Annotated in this window: 21 protein-coding genes and 1 riboswitch; of the genes, 18 read left to right on the top strand and 3 right to left on the bottom strand. The window is 38.6% G+C overall.

The genetic code is table 11. The features are described from left to right. The first annotated feature begins 23 nt into the window (after nucleotides 1-23). From mreC to tsf, 6 genes are all read left to right on the top strand, one after another. Nucleotides 24-842 carry a rod shape-determining protein MreC gene (mreC, locus tag O3616_RS01595; RefSeq protein ID WP_371637899.1) on the top strand — a complete coding sequence of 273 codons (819 nt, stop codon included), beginning with the start codon at nucleotides 24-26 and terminating at the stop codon, nucleotides 840-842. Continuing rightward, nucleotides 842-1336, top strand: coding sequence for a rod shape-determining protein MreD (mreD, locus tag O3616_RS01590; RefSeq protein ID WP_042751844.1), 495 nt, complete (start codon nucleotides 842-844; stop codon nucleotides 1334-1336). The genes mreC and mreD overlap by 1 nt, the downstream gene beginning before the upstream one ends. A gap of 93 nt (nucleotides 1337-1429) precedes the next feature. Then, on the top strand, nucleotides 1430-2668 hold the full coding sequence (gene pcsB, locus O3616_RS01585; protein ID WP_371637898.1) for a peptidoglycan hydrolase PcsB: 1239 nt from the start codon (nucleotides 1430-1432) through the stop codon (nucleotides 2666-2668). A gap of 206 nt (nucleotides 2669-2874) precedes the next feature. Beyond that, nucleotides 2875-4086 carry an aminoacyltransferase gene (locus O3616_RS01580; protein ID WP_371637920.1) on the top strand — a complete coding sequence of 404 codons (1212 nt, stop codon included), beginning with the start codon at nucleotides 2875-2877 and terminating at the stop codon, nucleotides 4084-4086. A 356-nt stretch (nucleotides 4087-4442) separates the two neighbouring features. Then, the gene (rpsB, locus tag O3616_RS01575) at nucleotides 4443-5222 is read left to right on the top strand and encodes a 30S ribosomal protein S2 (RefSeq protein ID WP_007556349.1); all 780 of its coding nucleotides are present in this window, start codon (nucleotides 4443-4445) and stop codon (nucleotides 5220-5222) included. 77 nt (nucleotides 5223-5299) lie between these two features. Continuing rightward, entirely contained in the window at nucleotides 5300-6340 is a 1041-nt protein-coding gene (tsf, locus tag O3616_RS01570; RefSeq protein WP_049491122.1) for a translation elongation factor Ts, read from the top strand. 125 nt (nucleotides 6341-6465) lie between these two features. On the opposite strand, the gene cysK is transcribed toward tsf, so the two are convergent. From cysK to O3616_RS01555, 3 genes are all read right to left on the bottom strand, one after another. Beyond that, nucleotides 6466-7392: a cysteine synthase A gene (cysK, locus tag O3616_RS01565; protein WP_049521100.1), complete on the bottom strand. Its 927-nt coding sequence runs from the start codon at nucleotides 7390-7392 to the stop codon at nucleotides 6466-6468. 96 nt (nucleotides 7393-7488) lie between these two features. After that, on the bottom strand, nucleotides 7489-7932 hold the full coding sequence (locus O3616_RS01560) for a PH domain-containing protein (protein WP_000863906.1): 444 nt from the start codon (nucleotides 7930-7932) through the stop codon (nucleotides 7489-7491). A gap of 15 nt (nucleotides 7933-7947) precedes the next feature. After that, nucleotides 7948-8583, bottom strand: coding sequence for a YigZ family protein (locus O3616_RS01555; protein WP_049491126.1), 636 nt, complete (start codon nucleotides 8581-8583; stop codon nucleotides 7948-7950). 56 nt (nucleotides 8584-8639) lie between these two features. Here O3616_RS01555 and O3616_RS01550 point away from each other — a divergent pair, with 56 nt between their 5' ends. From O3616_RS01550 to O3616_RS01495, 12 genes are all read left to right on the top strand, one after another. After that, nucleotides 8640-9938, top strand: a complete 1299-nt coding sequence (locus O3616_RS01550; protein WP_371637896.1) for a DEAD/DEAH box helicase — start codon at nucleotides 8640-8642, stop codon at nucleotides 9936-9938. Then, nucleotides 9935-10597: a ComF family protein gene (locus O3616_RS01545; protein ID WP_371637895.1), complete on the top strand. Its 663-nt coding sequence runs from the start codon at nucleotides 9935-9937 to the stop codon at nucleotides 10595-10597. The genes O3616_RS01550 and O3616_RS01545 overlap by 4 nt, the downstream gene beginning before the upstream one ends. 79 nt (nucleotides 10598-10676) lie before the next feature. Beyond that, nucleotides 10677-11225, top strand: coding sequence for a ribosome hibernation-promoting factor, HPF/YfiA family (gene hpf, locus O3616_RS01540; RefSeq protein WP_004255322.1), 549 nt, complete (start codon nucleotides 10677-10679; stop codon nucleotides 11223-11225). A gap of 135 nt (nucleotides 11226-11360) precedes the next feature. Next, on the top strand, nucleotides 11361-13334 hold the full coding sequence (locus O3616_RS01535) for a DHH family phosphoesterase (RefSeq protein WP_371637894.1): 1974 nt from the start codon (nucleotides 11361-11363) through the stop codon (nucleotides 13332-13334). Then, nucleotides 13331-13783 carry a 50S ribosomal protein L9 gene (gene rplI / locus O3616_RS01530; protein WP_000864213.1) on the top strand — a complete coding sequence of 151 codons (453 nt, stop codon included), beginning with the start codon at nucleotides 13331-13333 and terminating at the stop codon, nucleotides 13781-13783. The genes O3616_RS01535 and rplI overlap by 4 nt, the downstream gene beginning before the upstream one ends. A 43-nt stretch (nucleotides 13784-13826) precedes the next feature. After that, nucleotides 13827-15179: a replicative DNA helicase gene (gene dnaB / locus O3616_RS01525; RefSeq protein WP_000852490.1), complete on the top strand. Its 1353-nt coding sequence runs from the start codon at nucleotides 13827-13829 to the stop codon at nucleotides 15177-15179. A 1-nt stretch (nucleotide 15180) separates the two neighbouring features. Continuing rightward, nucleotides 15181-15447: a Veg family protein gene (locus O3616_RS01520; protein ID WP_001278169.1), complete on the top strand. Its 267-nt coding sequence runs from the start codon at nucleotides 15181-15183 to the stop codon at nucleotides 15445-15447. A gap of 88 nt (nucleotides 15448-15535) precedes the next feature. Further along, a complete protein-coding gene (gene cbpD / locus O3616_RS01515) occupies nucleotides 15536-16645 on the top strand; it encodes a choline binding-anchored murein hydrolase CbpD (RefSeq protein ID WP_371637893.1) in 1110 nt (369 codons plus the stop codon). A 304-nt stretch (nucleotides 16646-16949) separates the two neighbouring features. Then, nucleotides 16950-20102 carry an SIALI-17 repeat-containing surface protein gene (locus O3616_RS01510; RefSeq protein WP_371637892.1) on the top strand — a complete coding sequence of 1051 codons (3153 nt, stop codon included), beginning with the start codon at nucleotides 16950-16952 and terminating at the stop codon, nucleotides 20100-20102. Between the two features lie 118 nt (nucleotides 20103-20220). Next, complete coding sequence (polA, locus tag O3616_RS01505; RefSeq protein ID WP_371637891.1) at nucleotides 20221-22854, top strand: DNA polymerase I; 2634 nt, start codon at nucleotides 20221-20223, stop codon at nucleotides 22852-22854. A gap of 102 nt (nucleotides 22855-22956) precedes the next feature. Beyond that, nucleotides 22957-23059, top strand: a riboswitch (TPP riboswitch). Between the two features lie 68 nt (nucleotides 23060-23127). Next, the gene (locus O3616_RS01500; protein WP_000647659.1) at nucleotides 23128-23418 is read left to right on the top strand and encodes a thiamine-binding protein; all 291 of its coding nucleotides are present in this window, start codon (nucleotides 23128-23130) and stop codon (nucleotides 23416-23418) included. Further along, nucleotides 23381-24139 (top strand): ABC transporter permease, encoded by a 759-nt coding sequence (locus tag O3616_RS01495; protein WP_261013416.1) that lies wholly within the window; start codon nucleotides 23381-23383, stop codon nucleotides 24137-24139. The genes O3616_RS01500 and O3616_RS01495 overlap by 38 nt, the downstream gene beginning before the upstream one ends. The last annotated feature ends 21 nt before the right edge of the window (nucleotides 24140-24160 follow it).

Genomic DNA, 24160 nt, shown 5'->3' with positions numbered 1-24160 from the left:
GTTTTTGATATAAAGGTAGGGATATGAACCGTTTTAAAAAATCAAAATATGTCATTATTGTTTTTGTCATTGTTCTGCTTGTGTCAGCTCTCTTAGCGACGACTTATTCAAGTACAATTGTGACAAAATTAGGAGATGGAATCTCATTGGTTGATAGAGTTGTACAAAAACCTTTTCAGTGGTTTGATTCTGTCAAATCAGATTTGGCTCATTTGACACGAACATATAATGAAAATGAAAGTTTGAAGAAACAGATTTATCAATTAGAAGTTAAATCAAATGAGGCGGAAAGTTTAAAGACCGAAAATGAACAACTGCGCCAATTGCTTGATATGAAGTCCAAGTTGCAAGCCACAAAGACTTTGGCAGCAGATGTTATTATGCGTTCTCCGGTATCTTGGAAGCAGGAATTGACCCTGGATGCAGGCAAATCAAAAGGGGCTTCTGAGAATATGTTAGCCATTGCAAATGGTGGTTTGATTGGGAGTGTTTCAAAAGTAGAGGAGAATTCTACTATGGTCAACCTTCTGACAAATACGGAAAATGCTGATAAGATCTCTGTTAAAATTCAACATGGTTCTACTACAATTTATGGGATTATTGTTGGCTATGACAAGGAAAATGAAGTTCTCAAAATTAGTCAATTAAATAGTAGTGGCGATATTAGTGCAGGAGATAAGGTGACCACTGGTGGATTAGGAAACTTTAATGTTGCTGATATTCCTGTTGGTGAAGTGGTTGCTACAACGCATAGTACGGACTATTTGACACGAGAAGTAACTGTTAAATTGAGTGCAGATACTCATAATGTGAGTGTGATAGAATTAGTGGGGAATTCATAATGAGACAGCTGAAGCGGGTTGGAGTGTTTTTATTGCTTCCTTTCTTTGTTCTAATTGATGCCCATATTAGCCAGCTTTTGGGCTCATTATTTCCCCACGTGCAGTTAGCTAGTCATTTTCTATTTTTGTTTCTCTTATTTGAGACGATTGAAGTATCAGAGTATCTCTATTTAGCCTATTGTTTTGTAGTGGGTTTGGTTTATGACATTTACTTTTTCCACTTGATAGGGATTGCGACTCTGTTATTTGTCTTGTTGGGGGCATTTCTCCATAAATTTAATAGTGTTATTTTATTGAATCGTTGGACGAGAATGCTGGCAATTATTGTCATGACTTTTCTATTTGAGATGGGAGCTTATATACTTGCAATAGTGGTAGGTTTAACTGTGGATAGTATGTCTTTGTTTATAGTCTATAGTTTAGTACCATCAATGATTTTGAACCTTATATGGATGATTACTTTTCAGTTTATTTTTGAAAAATTTTACCTATAAGAAAGAAATAAAAATGTAACAAAGGCGTAATATTCATTAGGCCTTTTTTTGGTATACTAGTAATGTCTTTAAAAGAAGGAGTATCTACGAAATATGAAGAAAAAAATCTTAGCGTCGCTTTTACTAAGTACAGTAATGGTTTCTCAAGCAGCTGTTTTAACAACTGCGCATGCAGAAACTACTGATGACAAAATTGCTGCTCAAGATAATAAAATTAGCAACTTAACAGCACAACAACAAGAAGCCCAAAAACAAGTTAATCAAGTTCAGGAGCAAGTATCTGCTATTCAAACAGAGCAATCAAACTTGCAATCTGAAAATGATAGACTACAAGAAGAATCTAAAAAGCTTGAGGGTGAAATTACAGAACTTTCTAAGAATATTGTATCTCGCAATGATTCATTACAAAAACAAGCTCGTAGTGCTCAAACAAATGGAGCTGCAACAAATTACATTAATACAATTGTAAACTCAAAATCAATTACAGAAGCTATTTCACGTGTTGCTGCAATGAGTGAAATCGTATCTGCAAACAACAAAATGTTGGAACAACAAAAAGCAGATAAAAAAGCTATTTCTGAAAAACAAGTAGCAAACAATGATGCAATTAATACAGTTATTGCAAATCAGCAAAAACTAGCTGATGATGCTCAATCATTAACTACAAAACAAGCTGAGTTGAAAGCTGCAGAATTGAATCTTGCTGCTGAAAAGGCTACTGCAGAGGATGAAAAAGCAAGTTTACTTGAGAAAAAAGCTGCAGCAGAAGCAGAAGCTAAAGCAGCTGCAGAAGCAGAAGCAGCTTATAAAGCTAAACAAGCAAGTCAACAACAAAAAGTCGTTGCTTCTGGAAATACAACTTTTACAGCAGAAGTTCAAGCAGTATCAACTACTTCTTCGTCATCTAGTTCGTCTGAATCATCTTCAAGTAGTGCTTCAGCGGAATCAACAAGCTATACTCCTGCACCAGTGAAACAACATCCGACATACAGTACAAATGCATCAAGCTATCCTGTAGGTCAATGTACATGGGGAGTAAAAACTTTAGCACCATGGGCTGGTGATTACTGGGGTAATGGCGGTCAATGGGCTGCAAGTGCAGCAGCTGCAGGTTTCCGTACAGGTTCTACACCACAAGTTGGCGCGATTGCATGTTGGGATGATGGAGGATACGGTCACGTAGCAGTTGTTACAGCAGTTGAATCATCAACTCGTATTCAAGTTTCTGAGTGTAACTATGATGGAAGTGGAACTCAACCAATCGGAAATTATCGTGGATGGTTTAATCCGACAGCATCAAGAGGCACTGTAAGATACATTTATCCAAACTAATATACTGATTATTACTATACAAAGGGTGAGATCTTATTAATCTCACCCTTTGTATAGTGCTGGAAAAATTAATTTCATTATATAATTACTTGAATTTATTTTCTATTTTTATAATTATTTAATTAAAGTAAAATGAAACGTAGAGATTTAGTACGAGTGTAGCATGTTAATAAAAAATGGTTTCTAAGGGAGTCGGTGTTGAAGTTATGTTTAGGTATAAAATAAATGTTGATGCTAAAGAGTGGGATTTATTTTTAGAAAATCATCCTCAAGGAAATTTATTGCAGAGTAGTGATTGGTCCAAGATAAAGGATACTTGGGGGAACGAGAGAGTTGGCTTTTATAAAGATAATCAATTAGTTGGAGTAGCAAATATCTTAATTCAGCCGCTACCATTAGGACTTTCTATGTTTTATATTCCACGAGGTCCAGTAATTGACTATGAAGATAAAGAACTTCTGAAATTTGTTCTTTTAACGTTGAAAAAACTTGCTAAAAAAAGCCATGCAATAATGGTTAAATTTGACCCAAGTTTATTTATCAGTAGAGGTCTTATTGACCAAGAAACTGTCCAAAATTCTATGACTTTAGCAATTGTCGAAAAACTGAAAAAAAATAAAGTTTATTGGACAGGCTTAACAAAGGATATGGCAGAAAATATACAACCACGTTTTCAAGCTAATATTCATAAAGAAAATTTCTCACTGGATCAACTTTCTAAGTCTACTAGACAGGCCATCCGAACTGCAAGAAATAAAGGATTAGAAGTAAAATTTGGTGGACTTGATTTATTAGATGACTTTTCATTTTTAATGAAGAAAACAGAGTCTCGCAAGAATATCAGTTTACGAGGCAAAGATTATTATCAGAAGTTACTGGATACTTATCCTGATCACTCCTTTATCACACTGAGCTTTTTAGATCTACCTAATAGACTGAAAGAAGTTGAGCAACAATTCGAAAAGAATCTAAAAACAGAGCAGAAGTTTACAGATAAAACGAAAGAAGGTAAAATAAAAGAGAATCAGCAAGAGAGAAAACGATTAAAGGAAGAAATTTCTTTTCTTAAGAACCATATTGACAGAGGGGATAGTATTGTCCCATTGTCTGGTACTTTAACCATCGAATTTGGGAAAACTTCTGAGAACTTATATGCTGGAATGAATGAAGAATTTAGACACTATCAACCTGCTATTCCTACATGGTTTGAGACAGCACAACATTCTTTTGAACGAGGGGCTGAGACTCATAATATGGGTGGAATTGAAAACAATTTAGAGGGTGGGTTAATTAACTTTAAATCTAAGTTTAATCCTACTATTGAGGAATTTGCTGGTGAGTTTAATTATCCAACTAGTTCATTATATTTTTTGTTTAATCTAGCTTATAAAATTCGTAAGAAACTTCGAAGTAGATAAAATAAACTAATGATTTTGCCACTATATTAAATTTTAAAAAATTTAGCTATTAGAGCATCCCAGCAGTATATGTTGGGATGCTTTAAATTTAGAGTTTTTATTAGTAATTTAATGCTAAATTCCCAAACTAATTTCCACTTTGGACTTCCAAGTGGAAGTTACTTTGAGAAGTTGGCAGAAATTATCTACTTTAAAAATCTACTAAAATAGCTTGAAAATATTGAAAAAGTATGGTAGAATGAAACTTGTCGTGTGAACGATAATACTCATTCTTGATGAATTGTGAAACAGTTGCCCTTGGGTCGTTTTGCGAGTTGAAGTCAAGAAGAGGAAAAAAACAAAAAGGAGAAATACTCATGGCAGTAATTTCAATGAAACAACTTCTTGAGGCTGGTGTACACTTTGGTCACCAAACTCGTCGCTGGAACCCTAAGATGGCTAAGTACATCTTTACAGAGCGTAACGGAATCCACGTTATCGACTTGCAACAAACTGTAAAATACGCTGACCAAGCATATGACTTCATGCGTGATGCAGCAGCTAACGATGCAGTTGTATTGTTTGTTGGTACTAAGAAACAAGCAGCTGATGCAGTTGCTGAAGAAGCAGTACGTTCAGGTCAATACTTCATCAACCACCGTTGGTTGGGTGGAACTCTTACAAACTGGGGAACAATCCAAAAACGTATCGCTCGTTTGAAAGAAATCAAACGTATGGAAGAAGATGGAACTTTTGAAGTTCTTCCTAAGAAAGAAGTTGCACTTCTTAACAAACAACGTGCACGTCTTGAAAAATTCTTGGGTGGTATCGAAGATATGCCTCGTATCCCAGATGTGATGTACGTAGTTGACCCACATAAAGAGCAAATCGCTGTTAAAGAAGCTAAAAAATTGGGAATCCCAGTTGTAGCGATGGTTGACACAAATACTGATCCAGATGATATCGATGTAATCATCCCAGCTAACGATGACGCTATCCGCGCTGTTAAATTGATTACAGCTAAATTGGCTGACGCTATCATCGAAGGACGTCAAGGTGAAGATGCAGTAGCAGTTGAAGCAGAGTTTGCAGCTTCAGAAGCTCAAGCAGATTCAATCGAAGAAATCGTTGAAGTTGTAGAAGGCGACAACGCTTAATTTATATAAATAGTATTACCTAGGAGGGCGGGGCTTAGCCCGGCTCTCCTATTTTTAAAAAATATAGGAGAATCAAAATGGCAGAAATTACAGCTAAACTTGTAAAAGAGTTGCGTGAAAAATCTGGTGCCGGTGTTATGGACGCTAAAAAAGCGCTTGTAGAAACAGACGGTGACATCGAAAAAGCGATTGAATTGCTTCGTGAAAAAGGTATGGCTAAGGCAGCTAAGAAAGCTGACCGTGTTGCTGCAGAAGGTTTGACTGGTGTTTATGTTAACGGTAATGTTGCAGCAGTTATTGAAGTAAACGCTGAAACTGACTTCGTTGCGAAAAACGCTCAATTCGTTGAATTGGTAAATACTACAGCTAAAGTTATTGCTGAAGGAAAGCCTGCTAATAATGAAGAAGCACTTGCTTTGACAATGCCTTCAGGTGAAACTCTTGAAGCTGCATACGTATCTGCAACAGCAACTATCGGAGAAAAAATCTCATTCCGTCGCTTTGCATTGATTGAAAAAACAGATGCACAACACTTTGGTGCTTACCAACATAATGGTGGACGTATCGGTGTTATTTCAGTTGTTGAAGGTGGAGACGAAGCACTTGCTAAACAATTGTCAATGCACATCGCAGCGATGAAACCAACAGTTCTTTCTTATAAAGAATTGGATGAGCAATTCGTTAAAGATGAGTTGGCACAATTGAACCACGTTATCGACCAAGACAACGAAAGTCGTGCAATGGTTAACAAACCAGCTCTTCCACACTTGAAGTATGGATCAAAAGCTCAATTGACTGATGAAGTGATTGCTCAAGCTGAAGCTGATATCAAAGCTGAGTTGGCTGAAGAAGGCAAACCAGAAAAAATCTGGGACAAAATCATCCCAGGTAAAATGGACCGCTTCATGCTTGACAACACTAAAGTTGACCAAGCTTACACACTTCTTGCACAAGTATACATCATGGATGACAGCAAGACAGTTGAAGCATATCTTGAATCAGTTAACGCTTCAGTAGTTGAGTTCGCTCGCTTTGAAGTTGGTGAAGGTATCGAAAAAGCTGCAAACGACTTCGAAGCTGAAGTTGCAGCTACAATGGCAGCAGCCTTGAATAACTAATAATAAAAAGGAAGGAAGCTAAATTGCTTCCTTTTTTCTATGCAGTCAATCTTTATAGGGAGATGTTCCTACTTTTAAGGTATAAATAAAAAGCCCTATAATAAGGGCCAAGTGTATTTAGGAGACTACACTTCAAATTCATAGAGTGCTGTAGAGAGATAACGTTCACCGTTATCTGGTGCTAGAGCAAGGACTTTCTTACCTGTACCTAATTTCTTGGCAACTTCAATTGCTCCGTAGATAGCTGCAGCTGAAGAAATCCCTACAAGGAAACCTTCTTTTCCACCAATTTCACGGCCGAGTGCTAGAGCATCGTCTGACGTTACACGAACGATACCATCATAAGCCTTTGTATCCAGTGTATCAGGAATAAATCCAGCTGAGATACCTTGAATTTTGTGTGGTCCAGGTTTTTCACCAGATAGAATAGCAGATTCGTCTGCCTCTACTGCAAAAACTTGAATGTTAGAATTTGCTGATTTGAGTGCATGAGAAACACCAGAAATCGTTCCACCGGTACCCACTCCAGCAACAAAGGCATCTAGTCCATCTTTACCGAAAGCAGCTAGTATTTCAGCTCCTGTTGTTCTTTCGTGTACTTCTGGATTAGCTGGATTGTCAAATTGAAGAGGAAGGAAACCATCACGTTCAGCAGCGATTTCTTGAGCCTTAGCAATAGCACCTTTCATTCCCTCGCTTCCAGGAGTTAGGACGAGTTCAGCGCCATAAGCTTGGATAATCTTACGTCGCTCTACACTCATAGTTTCAGGCATAACGATGACGACTTTATACCCTTTAGCAGCACCTACCCATGAAAGTCCAATACCAGTGTTTCCACTTGTTGCTTCAACAATAGTAGAACCAGGTTTCAGAATACCGTCTTGTTCAGCTTTTTCAATCATGCTAAGAGCAATACGATCTTTTACAGAAGAACCAGGGTTGAATGCTTCAAGCTTTACATAGACGTCAGCAGCCCCTTCTGGCACGATGTTGTTGAGTTTAACAATCGGAGTTTGACCGATTAATTCAGTAATGTTGTTATAAATAGACATATGAATACCTCTTTGTATAAGATATTTCTAGTATAACGCTATCTATACCATTTGTAAAATATAGAAATCCTATCGAAGTGATAGGATTTTTTTATATCAAAGGTCTAAGCCGTTAATTTTCAAGCGATTGTGATAAGCTAATTCTAATAAATAGGTGTAAAGTGGAATGATATCCGTTTTCTTAGGGAATTCAAATTTATGAGCATTAAAATGCTCATTATGTGCTTTTAGAAAGACATTTTCTAAATAAGTAATAGTAATTTCACTATCATCTATACCTGCTCCAGCAGTTTCCATTTCAACGTTAACAATGTTCATCAAAAAGATTGATTTAATAGACATCTTACGACCGGTAGCACCTTGTTTATCTGTAAAGATAATACGTATATTTGTAAATATAATTGAGTCACGAATCAGTTTATATCCACTTTGAATTTCTTCATTTTCTAGTAGATATTGTCCATATTCTTTGATAAGAGTTTCTTTGTTTTGCTCGCTAAAGTTACCAGCGAGTCCTTGAATGAATTTACCAAATGCCATATTTTTCTCCTTTGTTTACACTAAGTTTACAGGAACTTCAACTTCTCGTAAACCTTGATCAGTTAAAGTGACTTTTCCATTAAAAAACTCTACAAGTGCAGCTTTAATATTTTCTTTTTCTTCTTTATCAACATAAATCATTGTATCGACTTGATCTGTAAAGTTTGTCTCAAGTTCCATGAGATCATGTTCCTTAAGGAAGTTACTGTACTCTTGGTACTGAGCGTAAGACATTTGAATAGCAATGCCAGCTTGTTCCTTTATTTCAATGATGCCAATTTCTTTGACAGCTAAGGCAACACTGCCGGCGTAAGCACGAATCAATCCTCCAGCGCCTAGCTTAATGCCTCCAAAGTAGCGTGTCACTACTACACAGACATTAGTAAGATTGTGATTTTCTAGTACCCCAAGCATGGGAACGCCAGCAGTACCACTGGGTTCACCATCATCACTTGTCCGTTTGATTTCACTATGTTCCCCAATAATGAAGGCAGAGCAGTTATGCGTAGCTTTGTAGTGTTCTTTTTTGATGGCAGTAATGAAGTCACGAGCCTCTTCTTCGCTATAAACACGCTTGGCATGACAGATAAAGCGGGATTTTTTGATTTCTTCTAGGACTTGTCCGTCCTCTTTAATTGTTCTAAATTCCATGATTTAATTGTACTAAAAAATCATCTAAAGCGCTAGGTTTTTACGAATAAAGAAGTATGAAAGTAAATCCAAATTATCTCGGTCGGTTGTTTACGGAGAATGAATTAACAGAAGAGGAACGTCAGTTGGCGGAGAAACTTCCAGCAATGAGAAAGGAGAAAGGGAAACTTTTCTGTCAACGTTGTGATAGTGCTATTTTAGATGAATGGTATTTGCTCATCGGTGCTTACTATTGTCGGGAGTGCTTAATTATGAAGCGAATTAGGAGTGATCAAGCTTTATACTATTTCCCACAGGAGGATTTTCCGAAGCAAGATGTTCTTAAATGGCGTGGTCAATTAACTCCTTTTCAAGAGAAGGTGTCAAAGGGATTGATTCAAGCGGTAGATAAGCAGGAACCAACCTTGGTTCACGCTGTAACAGGAGCTGGAAAGACAGAGATGATTTACCAAGTTGTGGCCAAAGTGATTGATGAAGGTGGTGCAGTTTGTTTGGCCAGCCCTAGAATCGATGTGTGTTTGGAGCTGTATAAGCGACTGCAAGATGATTTTGCTTGCGAGATAGCTTTACTACACGGAGAATCAGAACCATATTTTCGAACACCACTAGTTGTTGCAACGACTCATCAGCTGTTAAAATTTTATCATGCTTTTGATTTGCTAATAGTGGATGAAGTAGATGCTTTTCCTTATGTTGACAACCCTACGCTTTACCATGCTGTCAAGAATAGTGTAAAGAAGAATGGCTTGAGAATCTTTTTAACAGCAACTTCTACCGATGAGTTAGATAGGAAGGTTCGCATCGGAGAATTAAAACGATTGAGTTTGCCTAGACGGTTTCATGGAAATCCTTTGATTATTCCTAAACCTGTCTGGTTATCCGATTTTAATCGCTATTTGGATAAGAATCGTTTATCACCAAAGTTAAAGTTTTATATTGAGAAACAGAGAAAGACAGGTTATCCGTTACTCATTTTTGCTTCAGAAATTAAGAAAGGGGAGCAATTAAAAGAAGTCTTACAGAAGGAATTTTCGCATGAGAAAATTGGTTTTGTGTCTTCAGTTACGGAAGATCGATTAGAGCAGGTGCAAGCTTTTCGAGATGGAGAACTGACAATACTTATCAGTACGACAATCTTGGAGCGTGGAGTTACCTTCCCTTGTGTGGATGTTTTTGTAGTAGAAGCCAACCATCGTCTGTTTACCAAATCTAGTTTGATTCAGATTGGTGGACGAGTTGGACGAAGCATGGATAGACCGACAGGAGATTTGCTTTTCTTCCATGACGGGTTAAATGCTTCAATCAAAAAGGCAATTAAGGAAATTCAACAGATGAATAAGGAGGCGGGTCTATGAAGTGTTTATTATGTGGGCAGACTATGAAGGCTGTTTTAACTTTCAGTAGTCTTTTACTTCTGAAAAATGATGCCTCCTGTCTTTGTTTAGATTGTGATTCTACTTTTGAGAGAATTGGAGAAGAGTACTGTCCAAACTGTATGAAAACAGGATTGTCAACAAAGTGTCAAGATTGTCAATTTTGGTGTAAAGAAGGAGTTGAGGTCAGTCATAGAGCGATTTTTACTTACAATCAAGCTATGAAGGATTTTTTCAGTCGGTATAAGTTTGACGGAGACTTCCTTTTAAGAAAAGTTTTTGCTTCATTTTTAAGTGAGGAGTTGAAAAAGTACAAAGAGTATCAATTTGTTGTAATTCCCCTAAGTCCTGAAAGATTGCTTGAGAGGGGATTTAACCAGGTTGAAGGTTTAGTTGAAGCAGCAGGGTTCTCTTTTCAAGACTTACTAGAGAAGAGAGAAGAGCGGGCCAGTTCTTCCAAAAATCGTTCAGAACGCTTGGCAACAGAACTTCCTTTCTTTGTCAAAAGTGGAGTCACTATTCCTAAAAAAATCCTATTTATAGATGATATCTATACTACTGGAACAACTATAAATCGTGTGAAGAAACTGTTGGAAGAAGCTGGTGCTGAGGATGTAAAAACATTTTCCCTTGTAAGATGAGGAAAAAATTTGCAAAAATAAAATGAAAGCGTTATAATGAAATCAGAAAAACAAAAATGTTTAGAAAGAAGGTACTCATATGATTAAATATAGTATCCGTGGTGAAAACCTAGAAGTAACAGAAGCAATTCGTGATTATGTAGTTTCTAAACTCGAAAAGATCGAAAAGTATTTTCAAGCTGAACAAGAGTTGGATGCTCGAGTTAACTTGAAGGTGTATCGTGAAAAAACTGCTAAAGTGGAGGTGACGATTCCACTTGGTTCAATTACTCTTCGTGCAGAAGATGTGTCTCAAGATATGTATGGTTCAATTGACCTTGTAACCGATAAAATTGAACGTCAGATTCGTAAAAATAAAACAAAAATCGAGCGTAAAAATAAAAACAAGGTAGCAACTAGTCAATTATTTACAGATGCTTTGGTGGAAGATACAAATGTTGTCCAATCAAGAGTTGTTCGTTCAAAACAAATTGATTTAAAACCAATGGATTTGGAAGAAGCTATTCTACAGATGGATTTGTTGGGACATGATTTCTTTATCTATGTGGATGTTGAAGATCAGACAACCAATGTGATTTATCGTCGTGAAGATGGCGAGATTGGCTTGTTAGAAGTTAAAGAATCTTAATTTCAATATGTGTAAAGGAAGGTTTACTAAATTGTAAACCTCCTTTTTCTTATAATTGATAGAATTACTGATTACACTTTTAAAAAGTCGCTTTTTGGTGGTTATTATGGTATAATGGATGCCAAGAGGTTTGGAATGAAAAAATTTTATGTAAGTCCTATTTTCCCCTTAATATTAGGAATAGTGGCGTTCGGAGTGCTATCTGTGCAACTTGTTTTTGTAACGAATACACTGGTAACGCTATTTCTTTTGCTACTTATTTTGGGTTCATATATTTTACTATTCATCCATCAGAGAGACTACTACTCAAAGAGTGAAGTAGAACAAATCCAGTATGTAAACCACCAAGCTGAAGATAGTTTGACAACCTTGTTAGAACAGATGCCTGTCGGAGTTATTAAACTAGACTTATCGTCAGGTGAAGTTGAATGGTTCAATCCTTACGCTGAATTGATTTTGACGAATGAAGTGGGCGAGATTGATGTTGCATTAATTCAAACAATTATAAAGGCTTCTGTGGGGAATCCAGGTTCTTATGCTACCTTAGGTGAGATTCGTTATTCGGTTCATATGGACAAGGTATCTGGTGTTCTTTACTTCTTTGATGTGTCTGGAGAATACGAAGCGACTGTTGAGTTAGTGACGAGTCGTCCGGTTATTGGAATTGTTTCCGTTGATAACTATGACGATTTAGAAGATGCGACATCGGAGTCTGACATTAGTCATATTAACAGTTTTGTAGCCAATTTTGTTTCAGAATTTGCTGGGAAACATGCCATGTTCTCCCGTCGAGTGAGTATGGATCGCTTTTATCTATTTACGGACTACACGGTGCTTGAGGGCTTGATGAACGATAAATTTTCTGTTATTGATTCTTTCAGAGAAGAGTCGAAACAGAGACAGTTGCCTTTGACCTTAAGTATGGGATTTTCTTATGGTGATGGAAATCATGATGAGATAGGGAAAGTTGCATTGCTCAACTTGAACTTGGCTGAAGTGCGTGGTGGCGACCAAGTGGTTGTTAAGGAAAACGACGAAACGAAAAATCCAGTTTATTTTGGTGGTGGGTCTGCTGCCTCAATCAAACGTACACGGACTCGTACGCGTGCTATGATGACGGCTATTTCAGATAAGATTCGTAGTGTGGATCAGGTTTTTGTAGTTGGTCACAAAAATCTAGATATGGATGCTCTTGGCTCTGCTGTAGGTATGCACTTGTTTGCCAGCAATGTGACTGAAAATAGTTATGCTATTTATGACGAAGAACAAATGTCGCCGGATATTGAACGAGCTGTTTCATTCTTAGAAAAAGAAGGAGTTACAAAGTTGTTGTCTGTTAAGGACGCAATGGGGATGGTGACCAATCGTTCTTTGTTGATTCTTGTAGACCATTCAAAGACAGCTTTAACTTTATCAAAAGATTTTTATGATTTATTTACCCAAACCATCGTCATCGACCACCACAGACGGGATCAGGATTTTCCAGATAATGCGGTTATTACTTATATCGAAAGTGGTGCAAGTAGTGCCAGTGAGTTGGTAACGGAATTGATTCAGTTCCAGAATTCTAAGAAAAATCGTTTGAGTCGTATGCAAGCAAGTGTTTTAATGGCTGGTATGATGTTGGATACTAAAAATTTCACCTCACGAGTGACTAGTCGGACATTTGATGTTGCTAGCTATCTCAGAACGAGAGGAAGTGATAGTATTGCTATTCAGGAAATGGCTGCGACAGATTTTGAAGAATATCGTGAGGTCAATGAACTGATTTTACAGGGGCGTAAATTAGGTTCAGATGTACTAATAGCAGAGGCTAAGGACTCGAAATGTTATGATACAGTTGTTATTAGTAAGGCAGCAGATGCCATGTTAGCTATGTCAGGTATTGAAGCGAGTTTTGTTCTTGCGAAGAATACACAAGGATTTATCTCTATCTCAGCTCGCAGTCGTAGTAAGCTGAATGTACAACGGATTATGGAAGAGCTGGGAGGTGGAGGCCACTTTAATTTGGCAGCAGCTCAAATTAAAGATGTAACCTTGTCAGAAGCAGGTGAAAAACTGACAGAAATTGTATTAAATGAAATAAAGGAAAAGGAGAAAGAAGAATGAAAGTAATCTTTTTAGCAGATGTTAAAGGAAAAGGTAAAAAAGGCGAAATTAAGGAAGTACCAACAGGGTATGCACAAAACTTTCTTATCAAAAAGAATTTAGCAAAAGAAGCAACTGCTCAAGCTGTAGGTGAACTTCGTGGTAAACAAAAATCAGAAGAGAAAGCTCACGCTGAGATGATTGCAGAAGCAAAAGCAATTAAAGCCCAACTAGAAGCAGAGGAAACTATTGTAGAATTTGTTGAAAAAGTTGGTCCAGATGGTCGTACCTTTGGTTCCATTACCAATAAGAAAATTGCAGAAGAATTGCAAAAGCAATTTGGAATTAAGATTGATAAACGTCATATCCAAGTACAAGCTCCGATTCGAGCAGTTGGTTTGATTGATGTACCAGTGAAAATCTATCAAGATATTACAAGTGTAATCAATCTTCGTGTGAAAGAAGGGTAAATTTACACTTTCTTGACAAGATTGTAAAAGGAAGGGAAGTCTGATGGCAGAAGTAGAAGAGTTACGAGTACAACCTCAAGATATCTTAGCTGAGCAATCCGTTTTAGGGGCTATCTTTATTGACGAGAGTAAGCTTGTTTTTGTGCGAGAATATATTGAATCTCGGGACTTTTTTAAGTATGCCCATCGTTTGATTTTCCAAGCTATGGTCGATTTATCCGATCGTGGCGATGCTATAGATGCAACAACGGTTCGTACCATTCTTGATAATCAAGGTGATTTACAGAATATTGGTGGCCTGTCTTACTTGGTTGAGATTGTCAATTCTGTGCCAACTTCTGCTAATGCGGAGTATTACGCTAAGATTGTTGCAGAGAAGGCCATGCTACGTCGTTTAATCGCTAAGTTGACAGAGTCTGTCAATCAAGCTTACGAGGCTTCGCAACCAGCTGATGAAATCATTGCTCAGGCAGAAAAAGGCTTGATTGATGTCAGCGAAAATGCAAATAGAAGTGGATTTAAGAACATTCGAGATGTGTTGAATGTCAACTTTGGAAATCTGGAGGCTCGCTCGCAACAAACGACTGATATTACAGGTATTGCGACAGGCTATCGTGACTTGGATCATATGACGACTGGTCTGCATGAGGAGGAGTTGATTATCCTAGCAGCCCGTCCAGCGGTTGGTAAGACAGCCTTTGCCTTGAATATTGCTCAGAATATTGGGACTAAGTTGGACAAAACAGTTGCTATTTTTTCACTCGAAATGGGTGCGGAAAGTCTAGTGGATCGTATGTTGGCGGCAGAAGGTTTGGTGGAATCGCATTCTATCCGTACGGGTCAATTGACTGATGAGGAGTGGCAAAAATATACCATTGCTCAAGGGAATCTAGCTAATGCAAGTATCTATATCGATGATACGCCAGGGATTCGGATTACAGAGATTCGTTCTCGTTCTCGTAAACTGGCTCAAGAAACTGGAAATCTTGGTTTGATTTTAATAGACTATTTGCAGCTTATCACGGGAACAGGTCGAGAAAATCGTCAACAAGAGGTTTCAGAAATTTCACGTCAGTTGAAAATTTTAGCTAAGGAACTGAAGGTTCCAGTAATCGCTCTAAGTCAGCTTTCTCGTGGTGTAGAACAACGTCAGGATAAGAGACCGGTCTTGTCTGATATTCGTGAATCTGGGTCTATTGAGCAGGACGCTGATATCGTAGCCTTTCTTTATCGCGACGATTACTATGAGCGTGGTGGTGAAGAAGAGGAAGGCATACCGAATAATAAGGTAGAAGTTATTATCGAGAAAAACCGTAGTGGAGCTCGTGGAACGGTGGAATTAATTTTTCAAAAAGAATATAATAAATTTTCAAGTATCTCAAAGAGGGAGGCATAAGATGTCAGATGCATTTACAGATGTAGCCAAGATGAAAAAAATCAAAGAAGAAATCAAGGCACATGAGGGACAAGTCGTAGAAATGACTTTGGAGAATGGTCGTAAGCGCCAAAAAAATAGATTGGGTAAGCTAATTGAGGTTTATCCATCCCTATTTATCGTTGAATTTGGAAACGTTGAAGGAGATAAACAAGCTAATGTTTATGTTGAATCCTTTACTTACTCAGATATCCTTACAGAAAAGAATTTGATTCATTATCTTGACTAAAGTGAGAAATTTTCTCACTTTTTCTTTTTTTCTCCGAATAGTTTAAGTGAAGGTAATCTTCGATTTATATTATTTTCAAGGAGGAAGAATGAAAATTTCACCATTTAAAGTAGCAGAGACAAGGTTTTCTTTCAGAAAATCAGCTAAAAAGGTTGTTCCCTTTTTAGTAGTAGGATTGATGTTAGCAGCGGGTAATAGTGTATATGCCTATTCCGGAGGAAATGGATCGATTGCGCGTGGGGATGATTATCCTGCTCATTATAAAAATGGGAGCCAGGAGATTGATAAGTGGCGCATGTATTCTCGTCAATGTACTTCTTTTGCAGCCTTTCGTTTGAGTAATGTCAATGGTTTTGAGATTCCGGCTGCTTATGGGAATGCGAATGAATGGGGCTATCGGGCTCGTCGTGAAGGCTATCGTGTCGATAATAGACCAGCGATTGGCTCCATTGCTTGGTCAACTGCAGGAACTTATGGTCATGTTGCTTGGGTGTCAAATGTAATAGGAGATGAGATTGAGATTGAAGAATATAACTATGGAATAAGGGAATCTTACAATAAGCGCGTCGTGAAGGCGAATACTATGACTGGTTTTATTCATTTTAAAGATTTATCTGGTGGCAGTGTTGGGAATAGTCAATCCTCAGTTTCAACAGGAGGAACACATTATTTTAAGACTAAGGCTGCTATCAAAAATCAGCCTCTAGCTAGCGCAACTGCAATTGATTACTATTATCCTGGGGAGAATGTTCATTATGATCAAATTCTCGAAAAAGATGGGTACAAGTGGTTGAGTTATACGGCTTATAACGGAAGTCGTCGCTATATCCAGTTAGAGGGAGTAACCTCTTCACAGAATCAATCAGGGAATAGTTCTAACTATGGATCCAATAATGGATTGACTATTGGTTGGAAGAAAATAAATGGTAGTTGGTATCATTTCAAATCAAATGGGTCTAAATCAACGGGTTGGCTGAAAGACGGATCTAGTTGGTATTATTTGAAATCATCTGGTGAAATGCAGACAGGCTGGTTAAAGGAAAATGGTCTGTGGTATTATTTAGATAGTTCAGGAGCAATGAAAACGGGGTGGTACCAAGTATCTGGTAAGTGGTATTATTCTTACTCTTCAGGTGAGCTAGCTGTTAATACAATAGTAGACGGTTATACTGTAAATCATAATGGTGAGTGGATTTAATTTTAAGTAATTGAATCTGAACAGGAGAGAAATCTCCTGTTTTTTTGTTTAAACTAGAGTTTTTATGAAGAGTTAAGATATCTGAATTGGATTCGAAACTATAATTTGCTATAGAAAATGAAAAAAAAGAAAAAAAGAAAAAAAGAAAGCTAGTAAAACATGCGTTACTTTCTTGAAGTTTTTTATAGCCTCAAAATACATTATATTAATAATAAAGTATATATAATATAACATATTTCTTGATTTCACTCAAAAAAAGGTTTATAATGTACATAAATATGATTCTCAAAAAGAGGTACACAAGATGAACAAAAAGAAAATGATTTTAACCAGTTTGGCTAGTGTAGCTGTTTTAGGTGCTACATTTGTTGCATCTCAACCGTCAGTTGTGAAAGCTGATGACAAACCTACAGCTGCTCAACCTACTGGAGAAACTAAGCCTACACTTACGGCTGAAACTCCAAAAACTGAGGTAGAAAAAGCAAAAGAAACTGAAAAAGAAGCTAATGCTAAAGTTGATGCAGCGCAAGAAAAAGTAGATACAACAACTACTACAGCAACTGATGCAGCTGCAAAACTTGAAACAGAGAAAAAAGAAGCTGCTGACGCTGAAACTGCAAAAGTCGAAGCTGAAAAAGCTAAAAAGACTGCTGATGACGAATTAGCTAATGCTAAATCTAAAGCAGCTGAAGCTGACGCTAAAGCAAAAGAAGAGGCCGCAAAAGAAGAAGCAGCCGCAAAAGAAGAAGCTGAAGCTAAAGAAGGTTTAACTGAAGCTTTGAAACAAATGCCTGATAACGAATTGCTTGATAAAAAAGCAAAAGAAGAATTATTAAAGGCTGTTGAGTCTGGTGAATTAAGTGCCTCTGATATTCTTGCTGAGTTAGCAGATGATGCTGAAAAAGCACAAGATACTAATCCAACAATTAAAACAGAAACTCCTGTATCTAAGGACAAGCTTCCTGAAGAGGTTCAAGCGGGAATTGATGAAGGTGAAGCAGCGGATGCTGCTCGTCCTGCATCAGAAAAATTGCAAGACAAAGCTGATGATTTAACTGAAACAATTGAAAACTTAACGGATGATGCTGAGAAATTAAAAGCTGATGCTGAAAAGAAAGCTGAAACACTAAAAAAACAGGAAGATACTTTAAAAGAAGCAAAAGAAGCTCTTAAATCCGCTAAAGATAACGGATTTGCTGAAGATATCACAGCACCATTAGAAAAAGCTGTAACTGCGATTGAAAAAGAACGTGATACTGCCAAATCTGAATTTGACGAAGCTGCTGAGAAAGTTCAAGCTGCTACAGCTGAAATTCAAGATTTAACTGAAAAACGTGATAATCTTCTTGAAGAAGTAAAAAAAGCAGAAGCAAAAGAAGCTGCAGAACCAGCTAAACCAGCAGAAGAAACTCCAGAGGAAGAAGCTGAACCAACCGAAGCTGAAAAAGCTGCTAAAGCTAAAGCAGAAGCTGATGCTAAAGTTGCTGAATTAGAGAAGAAAGTTGCTGAAGAAGCTAAAAAAGTAGAAGAAGCTACAGCTAAAGCTAAAAAAGAAGCTGTTGATGTAACTGCTGCTGAGACTGCAAAAGCAGAAGCAGACAAAGCTAAAGCTGATGCAGAAGCTGAATTAGCTAAGGCTAAAGAAGAAGCAGCTAAAGAAAAAGCTAAAGTTGAAGAAGAAGTTAAAAAAGAAGAAGACGCTAAAAAAGAAGAAGCAGATAACTTAGAAGCTTTGAAAGGTGCTTTAGAGCAACTTGAAAAAAAAGCTGAAGATAAAGTCAACAAGGATGCTAGCATCAAGCCAGAAGATAAAGCGAAAGCTATCGAAGAAGCAAAAGCTGAAATCGGTAAAGAAGCTTTATTAAAAGCGATTGAAGATGGAGTTCTTACAGCTACTCAAGCTATAGATGAATTCCTCAACGATGCTAACACAAAAGATAAAGCTCCTGAAGCTTATAAAACTAAAGAATTAACTGCTGACGAAACTAAAAAAATTGAAGAAGCAGCTAAAAAAGAAGCTTCTAAACCAATTGTCAAAAAACTTACAGACATTGCTGATGATTTAGCTGAAAAAATTGAAAAATTAACTAAAGAAGCTGAGGAAGATAAGGCTGACGCTGCTGAAAAAGCTAAGGTAGTAGAAGAGAAAAATGCTACATTAGAGAAACAAAACGAAACTTTAGAAAAAGCTAAAACTGCTCTTGAAACTGCTAAGAAATACAATGCGGATCAAGCTATCCAAGATGGATTGCAAGATGCTGTAACTAAACTAGAAGTTTCAGTTGCTTCTGCTAAAGCAGCAGCTGAAGAAGCTAAGGCCAATTTCGACGAAGTGAACGAAGCAGTTCAAGAGGATGACGATGCAATTGCCAAACTAACTGAGAATTACAACGCAACTTTAGGTTACATCGAAAACTTAAAAGAAGTTCCTAAGGGTGAAGAATCGAAAGACTTTAGTGGTGGTGTAAGTCCTAGTGATGCACCTTCTGATGATGCTAAACAACCTGACCAAGTTCCAAGTGCTCCTAACTCTCCTGAATTCAACGGTGGTGTGAATCCTAGTGACTCTCCTGCTGGGGATAATGGCTCTGATTTCAATGGTGGGGTAAATGATGCAACACCTCCTACTGTAGCTGATGCTCCTGAATATAGTGGAGGAGTTAATGCGGCTGATGCTCCTGTAGCTGAGGTAGCCCCTGAATTCACTGGAACTCTTGCAACCAATACACCTGTGAATGAAAATGGAGAAGCATTATTGCCTCCTGTAGCTGCGGTAGCTCAAGAATTCACTGGAACTCTTGCAACCAATACACCTGTGAATGAAAACGGAGAAGCATTATTATCTCCTGTAGCTGAGGTAGCTCCAGAATTCAACAGTGGAGTTAATAGTTTAGAAGCAGCTGTTAATGAAGTTCCAGAATATAAAGGTGGTGCTAATTTTGTCTTAGCAGCTGTTAACGAAGTTCCAGAATATACAGGGCCTTTATCTACAAATGGTGAAGACGCTACAGTGAATAATGTTCCTGCATACGGAGAAACCGGCGCCCCAGCAATTACTGAAGTCCCAGCGTATGCAGAGACAGGCGCCCCAGCAATTACTGAAGTCCCAGCGTATGCAGAGACAGGCGCCCCAGCAATTACTGAAGTCCCAGCGTATGCAGAGACAGGCGCCCCAGCAATTAACGAAGTTCCAGCGTATGCAGAGACAGGTGCCCCAGCAATTACTGAAGTTCCAGCGTATGCAGAAACCGACGCCCCAGCAATTAACGAAGTTCCAGAATATACTCTTACAACAGCAGGTACTAACAAGGATAATACTTATCAAGCACCAGCAGCAAAAGCAGAAGATAAAAAAGAACTTCCAAATACTGGTGGTAAAGATAATGCTGCAGTTGCATCATTAGGATTCCTTGGATTGTTCCTTGGTGCCCTTCCATTTGTGAAACGTAAAAACTAATTCATTTCGTAGTTTGAAAGAGAGGGAGTAACTTCCTTCTCTTTTTTAGATTATCTTAGTTTCTCTCAGGGAACTCTTCCCAATGGTATTTTTTGGTGCTTTCCTTTATAATGGGTGTATGGATAAGAAAAAATTATTATTGATTGATGGGGCTTCTGTTGCTTTTCGGGCGTTTTTTGCGCTCTATCAGCAGTTAGACCGTTTTAAGAATGCGGCTGGTTTGCATACCAATGCGATTTATGGCTTTCAGTTGATGTTGAGCCACTTGTTGGAACGGGTTGAGCCGAGTCATATTTTGGTGGCTTTTGATGCGGGTAAGACGACCTTCCGTACAGAGATGTATGCGGACTATAAGGGTGGTCGGGCTAAGACTCCTGATGAGTTTCGTGAGCAATTTCCCTTCATTCGTGAGTTGCTGGATCATATGGGGATTCGTCATTATGAGTTGGCTCAGTATGAGGCGGATGACATCATTGGGACGCTGGATAAACTAGCTGAGCAGGATGGTTTTGATATTACCATTGTCAGTGGGGACAAGGATTTGATTCAGCTGACGGATGAGCATACGGTGGTTGAAATTTCCAAGAAAGGTGTGGCTGAATTTGAGGCCTTTACGCCAGAATATCTTATGGAAAAGATGGGCATTACACCGAATCAGTTTATCGATCTCAAGGCGCTCATGGGTGATAAGTCGGATAATATCCCTGGGGTGACCAAAATCGGTGAAAAGACAGGTATCAAGCTCTTGCTGGAGCATGGTTCGCTTGAGGGGATTTATGAAAATATCGATGGGATGAAGGCTTCTAAGATGAAGGAAAATCTCATCAATGATAAGGAACAGGCCTTTTTGTCTAAAATACTGGCGACCATTGATATCAAAGCACCGATCGAGATTGGTTTGGAGGATTTGGTCTATAGTGGTCCAGATGTGGAAAATCTTGGGAAATTCTACGACGAGATGGGCTTCAAACAGCTCAAGCAGGCTTTAAATGTGTCGTCAGCTGATGTGGCTGAGAGCTTGAATTTCACTATTGTTGACCGAATCAGTCAAGATATGCTGAGTGAAGAGTCTATCTTTCATTTTGAACTCTTTGGTGAGAATTACCATACGGATGATTTGGTTGGTTTTGCCTGGTCTTGTGGCGATAAGCTCTATGCTACAGACAAGCTTGAACTTTTGCAAGAGCCTATTTTCAAGGACTTTTTAGAAAAAACACCTCTGAAAGTTTATGATTTTAAGAAGGCCAAAGTCCTCTTGCATCGTTTTGATGTGAATTTGCAGGCGCCTGCTTTTGACAGTCGCTTGGCTAAATACCTCCTTTCGACTGTTGAGGACAATGAAATTGCGACCATTGCGAGTCTTTACGGTCAGACTTACTTGGTTGATGATGAGACTTTCTACGGTAAGGGTGTCAAGAAGGCCATTCCTGAACGTGAGAAATTCTTGGAGCACTTGGCTCGTAAGCTTGCTGTTTTGGTCGAAACAGAGCCTATTATGCTTGAAAAACTCAGCGAAAATGGGCAATTAGAGCTTCTTTATGATATGGAGCAACCTCTGGCCTTTGTCCTTGCTAAGATGGAAATTGCTGGGATTACGGTCAAGAAAGAGACTCTTCTTGAGATGCAGGCTGAAAATGAGCTTGTCATTGAAAAACTCACTCAGGAGATTTACGAACTGGCTGGTGAGGAGTTTAATATCAACTCGCCTAAGCAGTTGGGGGTGCTTCTCTTTGAAAAATTGGGGCTACCTCTAGAATACACTAAGAAAACCAAAACTGGATACTCGACTGCGGTGGATGTCTTGGAACGCTTAGCTCCTATTGCGCCAATTGTTAAGAAAATTCTCGACTACCGTCAGATTGCCAAGATTCAGTCTACTTATGTGATTGGCTTGCAGGACTGGATTTTGGATGATGGCAAGATTCATACTCGCTATGTGCAGGATTTGACCCAGACTGGGCGTCTGTCTAGTGTGGATCCAAACTTGCAAAATATCCCTGTGCGTTTGGAGCAAGGGCGTCTCATTCGGAAGGCTTTTGTGCCTGAGTGGGAGGATAGTGTCCTTCTGAGCTCCGACTATTCACAGATCGAATTGCGCGTTTTGGCGTATATTTCTAATGATGAACACTTGATTAAGGCTTTCCAAGAGGGGGCAGATATCCATACTTCGACAGCCATGCGTGTCTTTGGTATTGAGCGTCCTGAGGATGTGACTCCAAACGACCGTCGTAATGCCAAGGCTGTCAACTTTGGAGTGGTTTACGGGATTTCAGACTTTGGTTTGTCGAATAATTTGGGCATTAGCCGTAAGGAAGCCAAAGCCTACATTGATACCTACTTTGAACGTTTCCCAGGTATTAAAAACTACATGGATGAAGTGGTGCGTGAGGCGCGTGATAAGGGCTATGTAGAGACCCTCTTTAAGCGTCGTCGTGAGTTGCCAGATATCAATTCGCGTAACTTTAATATTCGTGGTTTTGCGGAGAGGACTGCCATCAACTCTCCTATCCAGGGTTCGGCGGCAGATATTCTCAAGATTGCTATGATCCAGCTAGACAAGGCCTTGGTTGCAGGTGGTTATCAGACCAAGATGCTTTTGCAAGTGCATGATGAAATCGTCCTTGAAGTTCCTAAATCAGAACTGGCAGAGATGAAAAAATTGGTGAAACAAACTATGGAAGAAGCCATTCAACTCAGTGTTCCCCTCATCGCAGATGAGAATGAAGGGGCAACTTGGTACGAAGCTAAATAAAAAAGCTATATAGAGTTTGAAGCACTTGTTTTCAAACTCTTTTTCATGTTTTTCTGTAAGCAGTTTCCTTGACATTTTTTTTGTTTTGCGCTATCATATGTCCATATAATATATGGGAGTCTGTGTACAGTCTGAGAGGAAGTGTTAAACTTCGACCGCACCTGATCTGGGTAATGCCAGCGTAGGGAACGATACTTAGTCTAATCTTGACCTTTTCCATATATGGTAAAGGTTTTTCTTTTTGTCAAAGGAAAACGAGAAGAGGAGGTTGTTATGAAAGCAAGCATAGCCTTGCAAGTTTTACCCTTGGCACAGGGAATTGATCGGATTGCTGTTATTGATCAGGTCATTGCTTATCTGCAAGCTCAAGAAGTGACTATGGTGGTGACACCATTTGAAACGGTCTTGGAAGGGGAGTTTGATGAGCTCATGCGCATTCTCAAAGAAGCGCTAGAGGTAGCAGGGCAAGAGGCAGACAATGTCTTTGCCAATGTTAAAATAAATGTAGGAGAGATATTAAGTATTGATGAGAAACTTGAAAAGTATACTGAGACGACACATTAGTCTATTGGGGTTTTTGGGAGTCTTGTCAATCTGGCAGCTAGCAGGGTTACTTAAACTTCTTCCTAAGTTTATCCTGCCGACACCTTTTGAAATTCTTCAGGCCTTTGTTCGTGACAGAGAATTTCTTTGGCACCATAGCTGGGCGACCTTGAGAGTGGCTTTGCTAGGTCTAATTTTGGGAGTCTTGATTGCCTGTCTCATGGCTGTGCTCATGGATAGTTTGACTTGGCTCAATGACCTGATTTACCCTATGATGGTGGTTGTTCAGACCATTCCGACTATTGCCATAGCTCCTATCCTGGTCTTGTGGCTCGGTTATGGGATTTTACCCAAGATTGTCTTGATTATCTTGACGACTACCTTTCCTATCATCGTCAGCATTTTGGACGGTTTTAGGCATTGTGACAAGGATATGCTGACCTTGTTTAGTCTGATGCGGGCCAAACCTTGGCAAATCCTGTGGCATTTTAAAATCCCAGTCAGCCTGCCTTACTTTTATGCTGGTCTGAGGGTCAGTGTCTCCTACGCCTTTATCACAACAGTAGTATCTGAGTGGTTGGGAGGCTTTGAAGGACTAGGTGTCTACATGATTCAGTCCAAGAAACTGTTTCAGTATGATACCATGTTTGCTATTATTATTCTGGTATCGATTATCAGTCTTCTGGGTATGAAGTTGGTCGATATCAGTGAAAAATATGTTATTAAATGGAAACGTTCGTAGAATTAGAATGTTTCTGAAAAA

It is taken from the genome of Streptococcus sp. 27098_8_86 (assembly GCF_041432595.1).
In the GTDB taxonomy this organism is placed as follows: Bacteria; Bacillota; Bacilli; order Lactobacillales; family Streptococcaceae; genus Streptococcus; species Streptococcus pneumoniae_F.
This window is presented reverse-complemented; position numbering and strand designations above follow the sequence as displayed.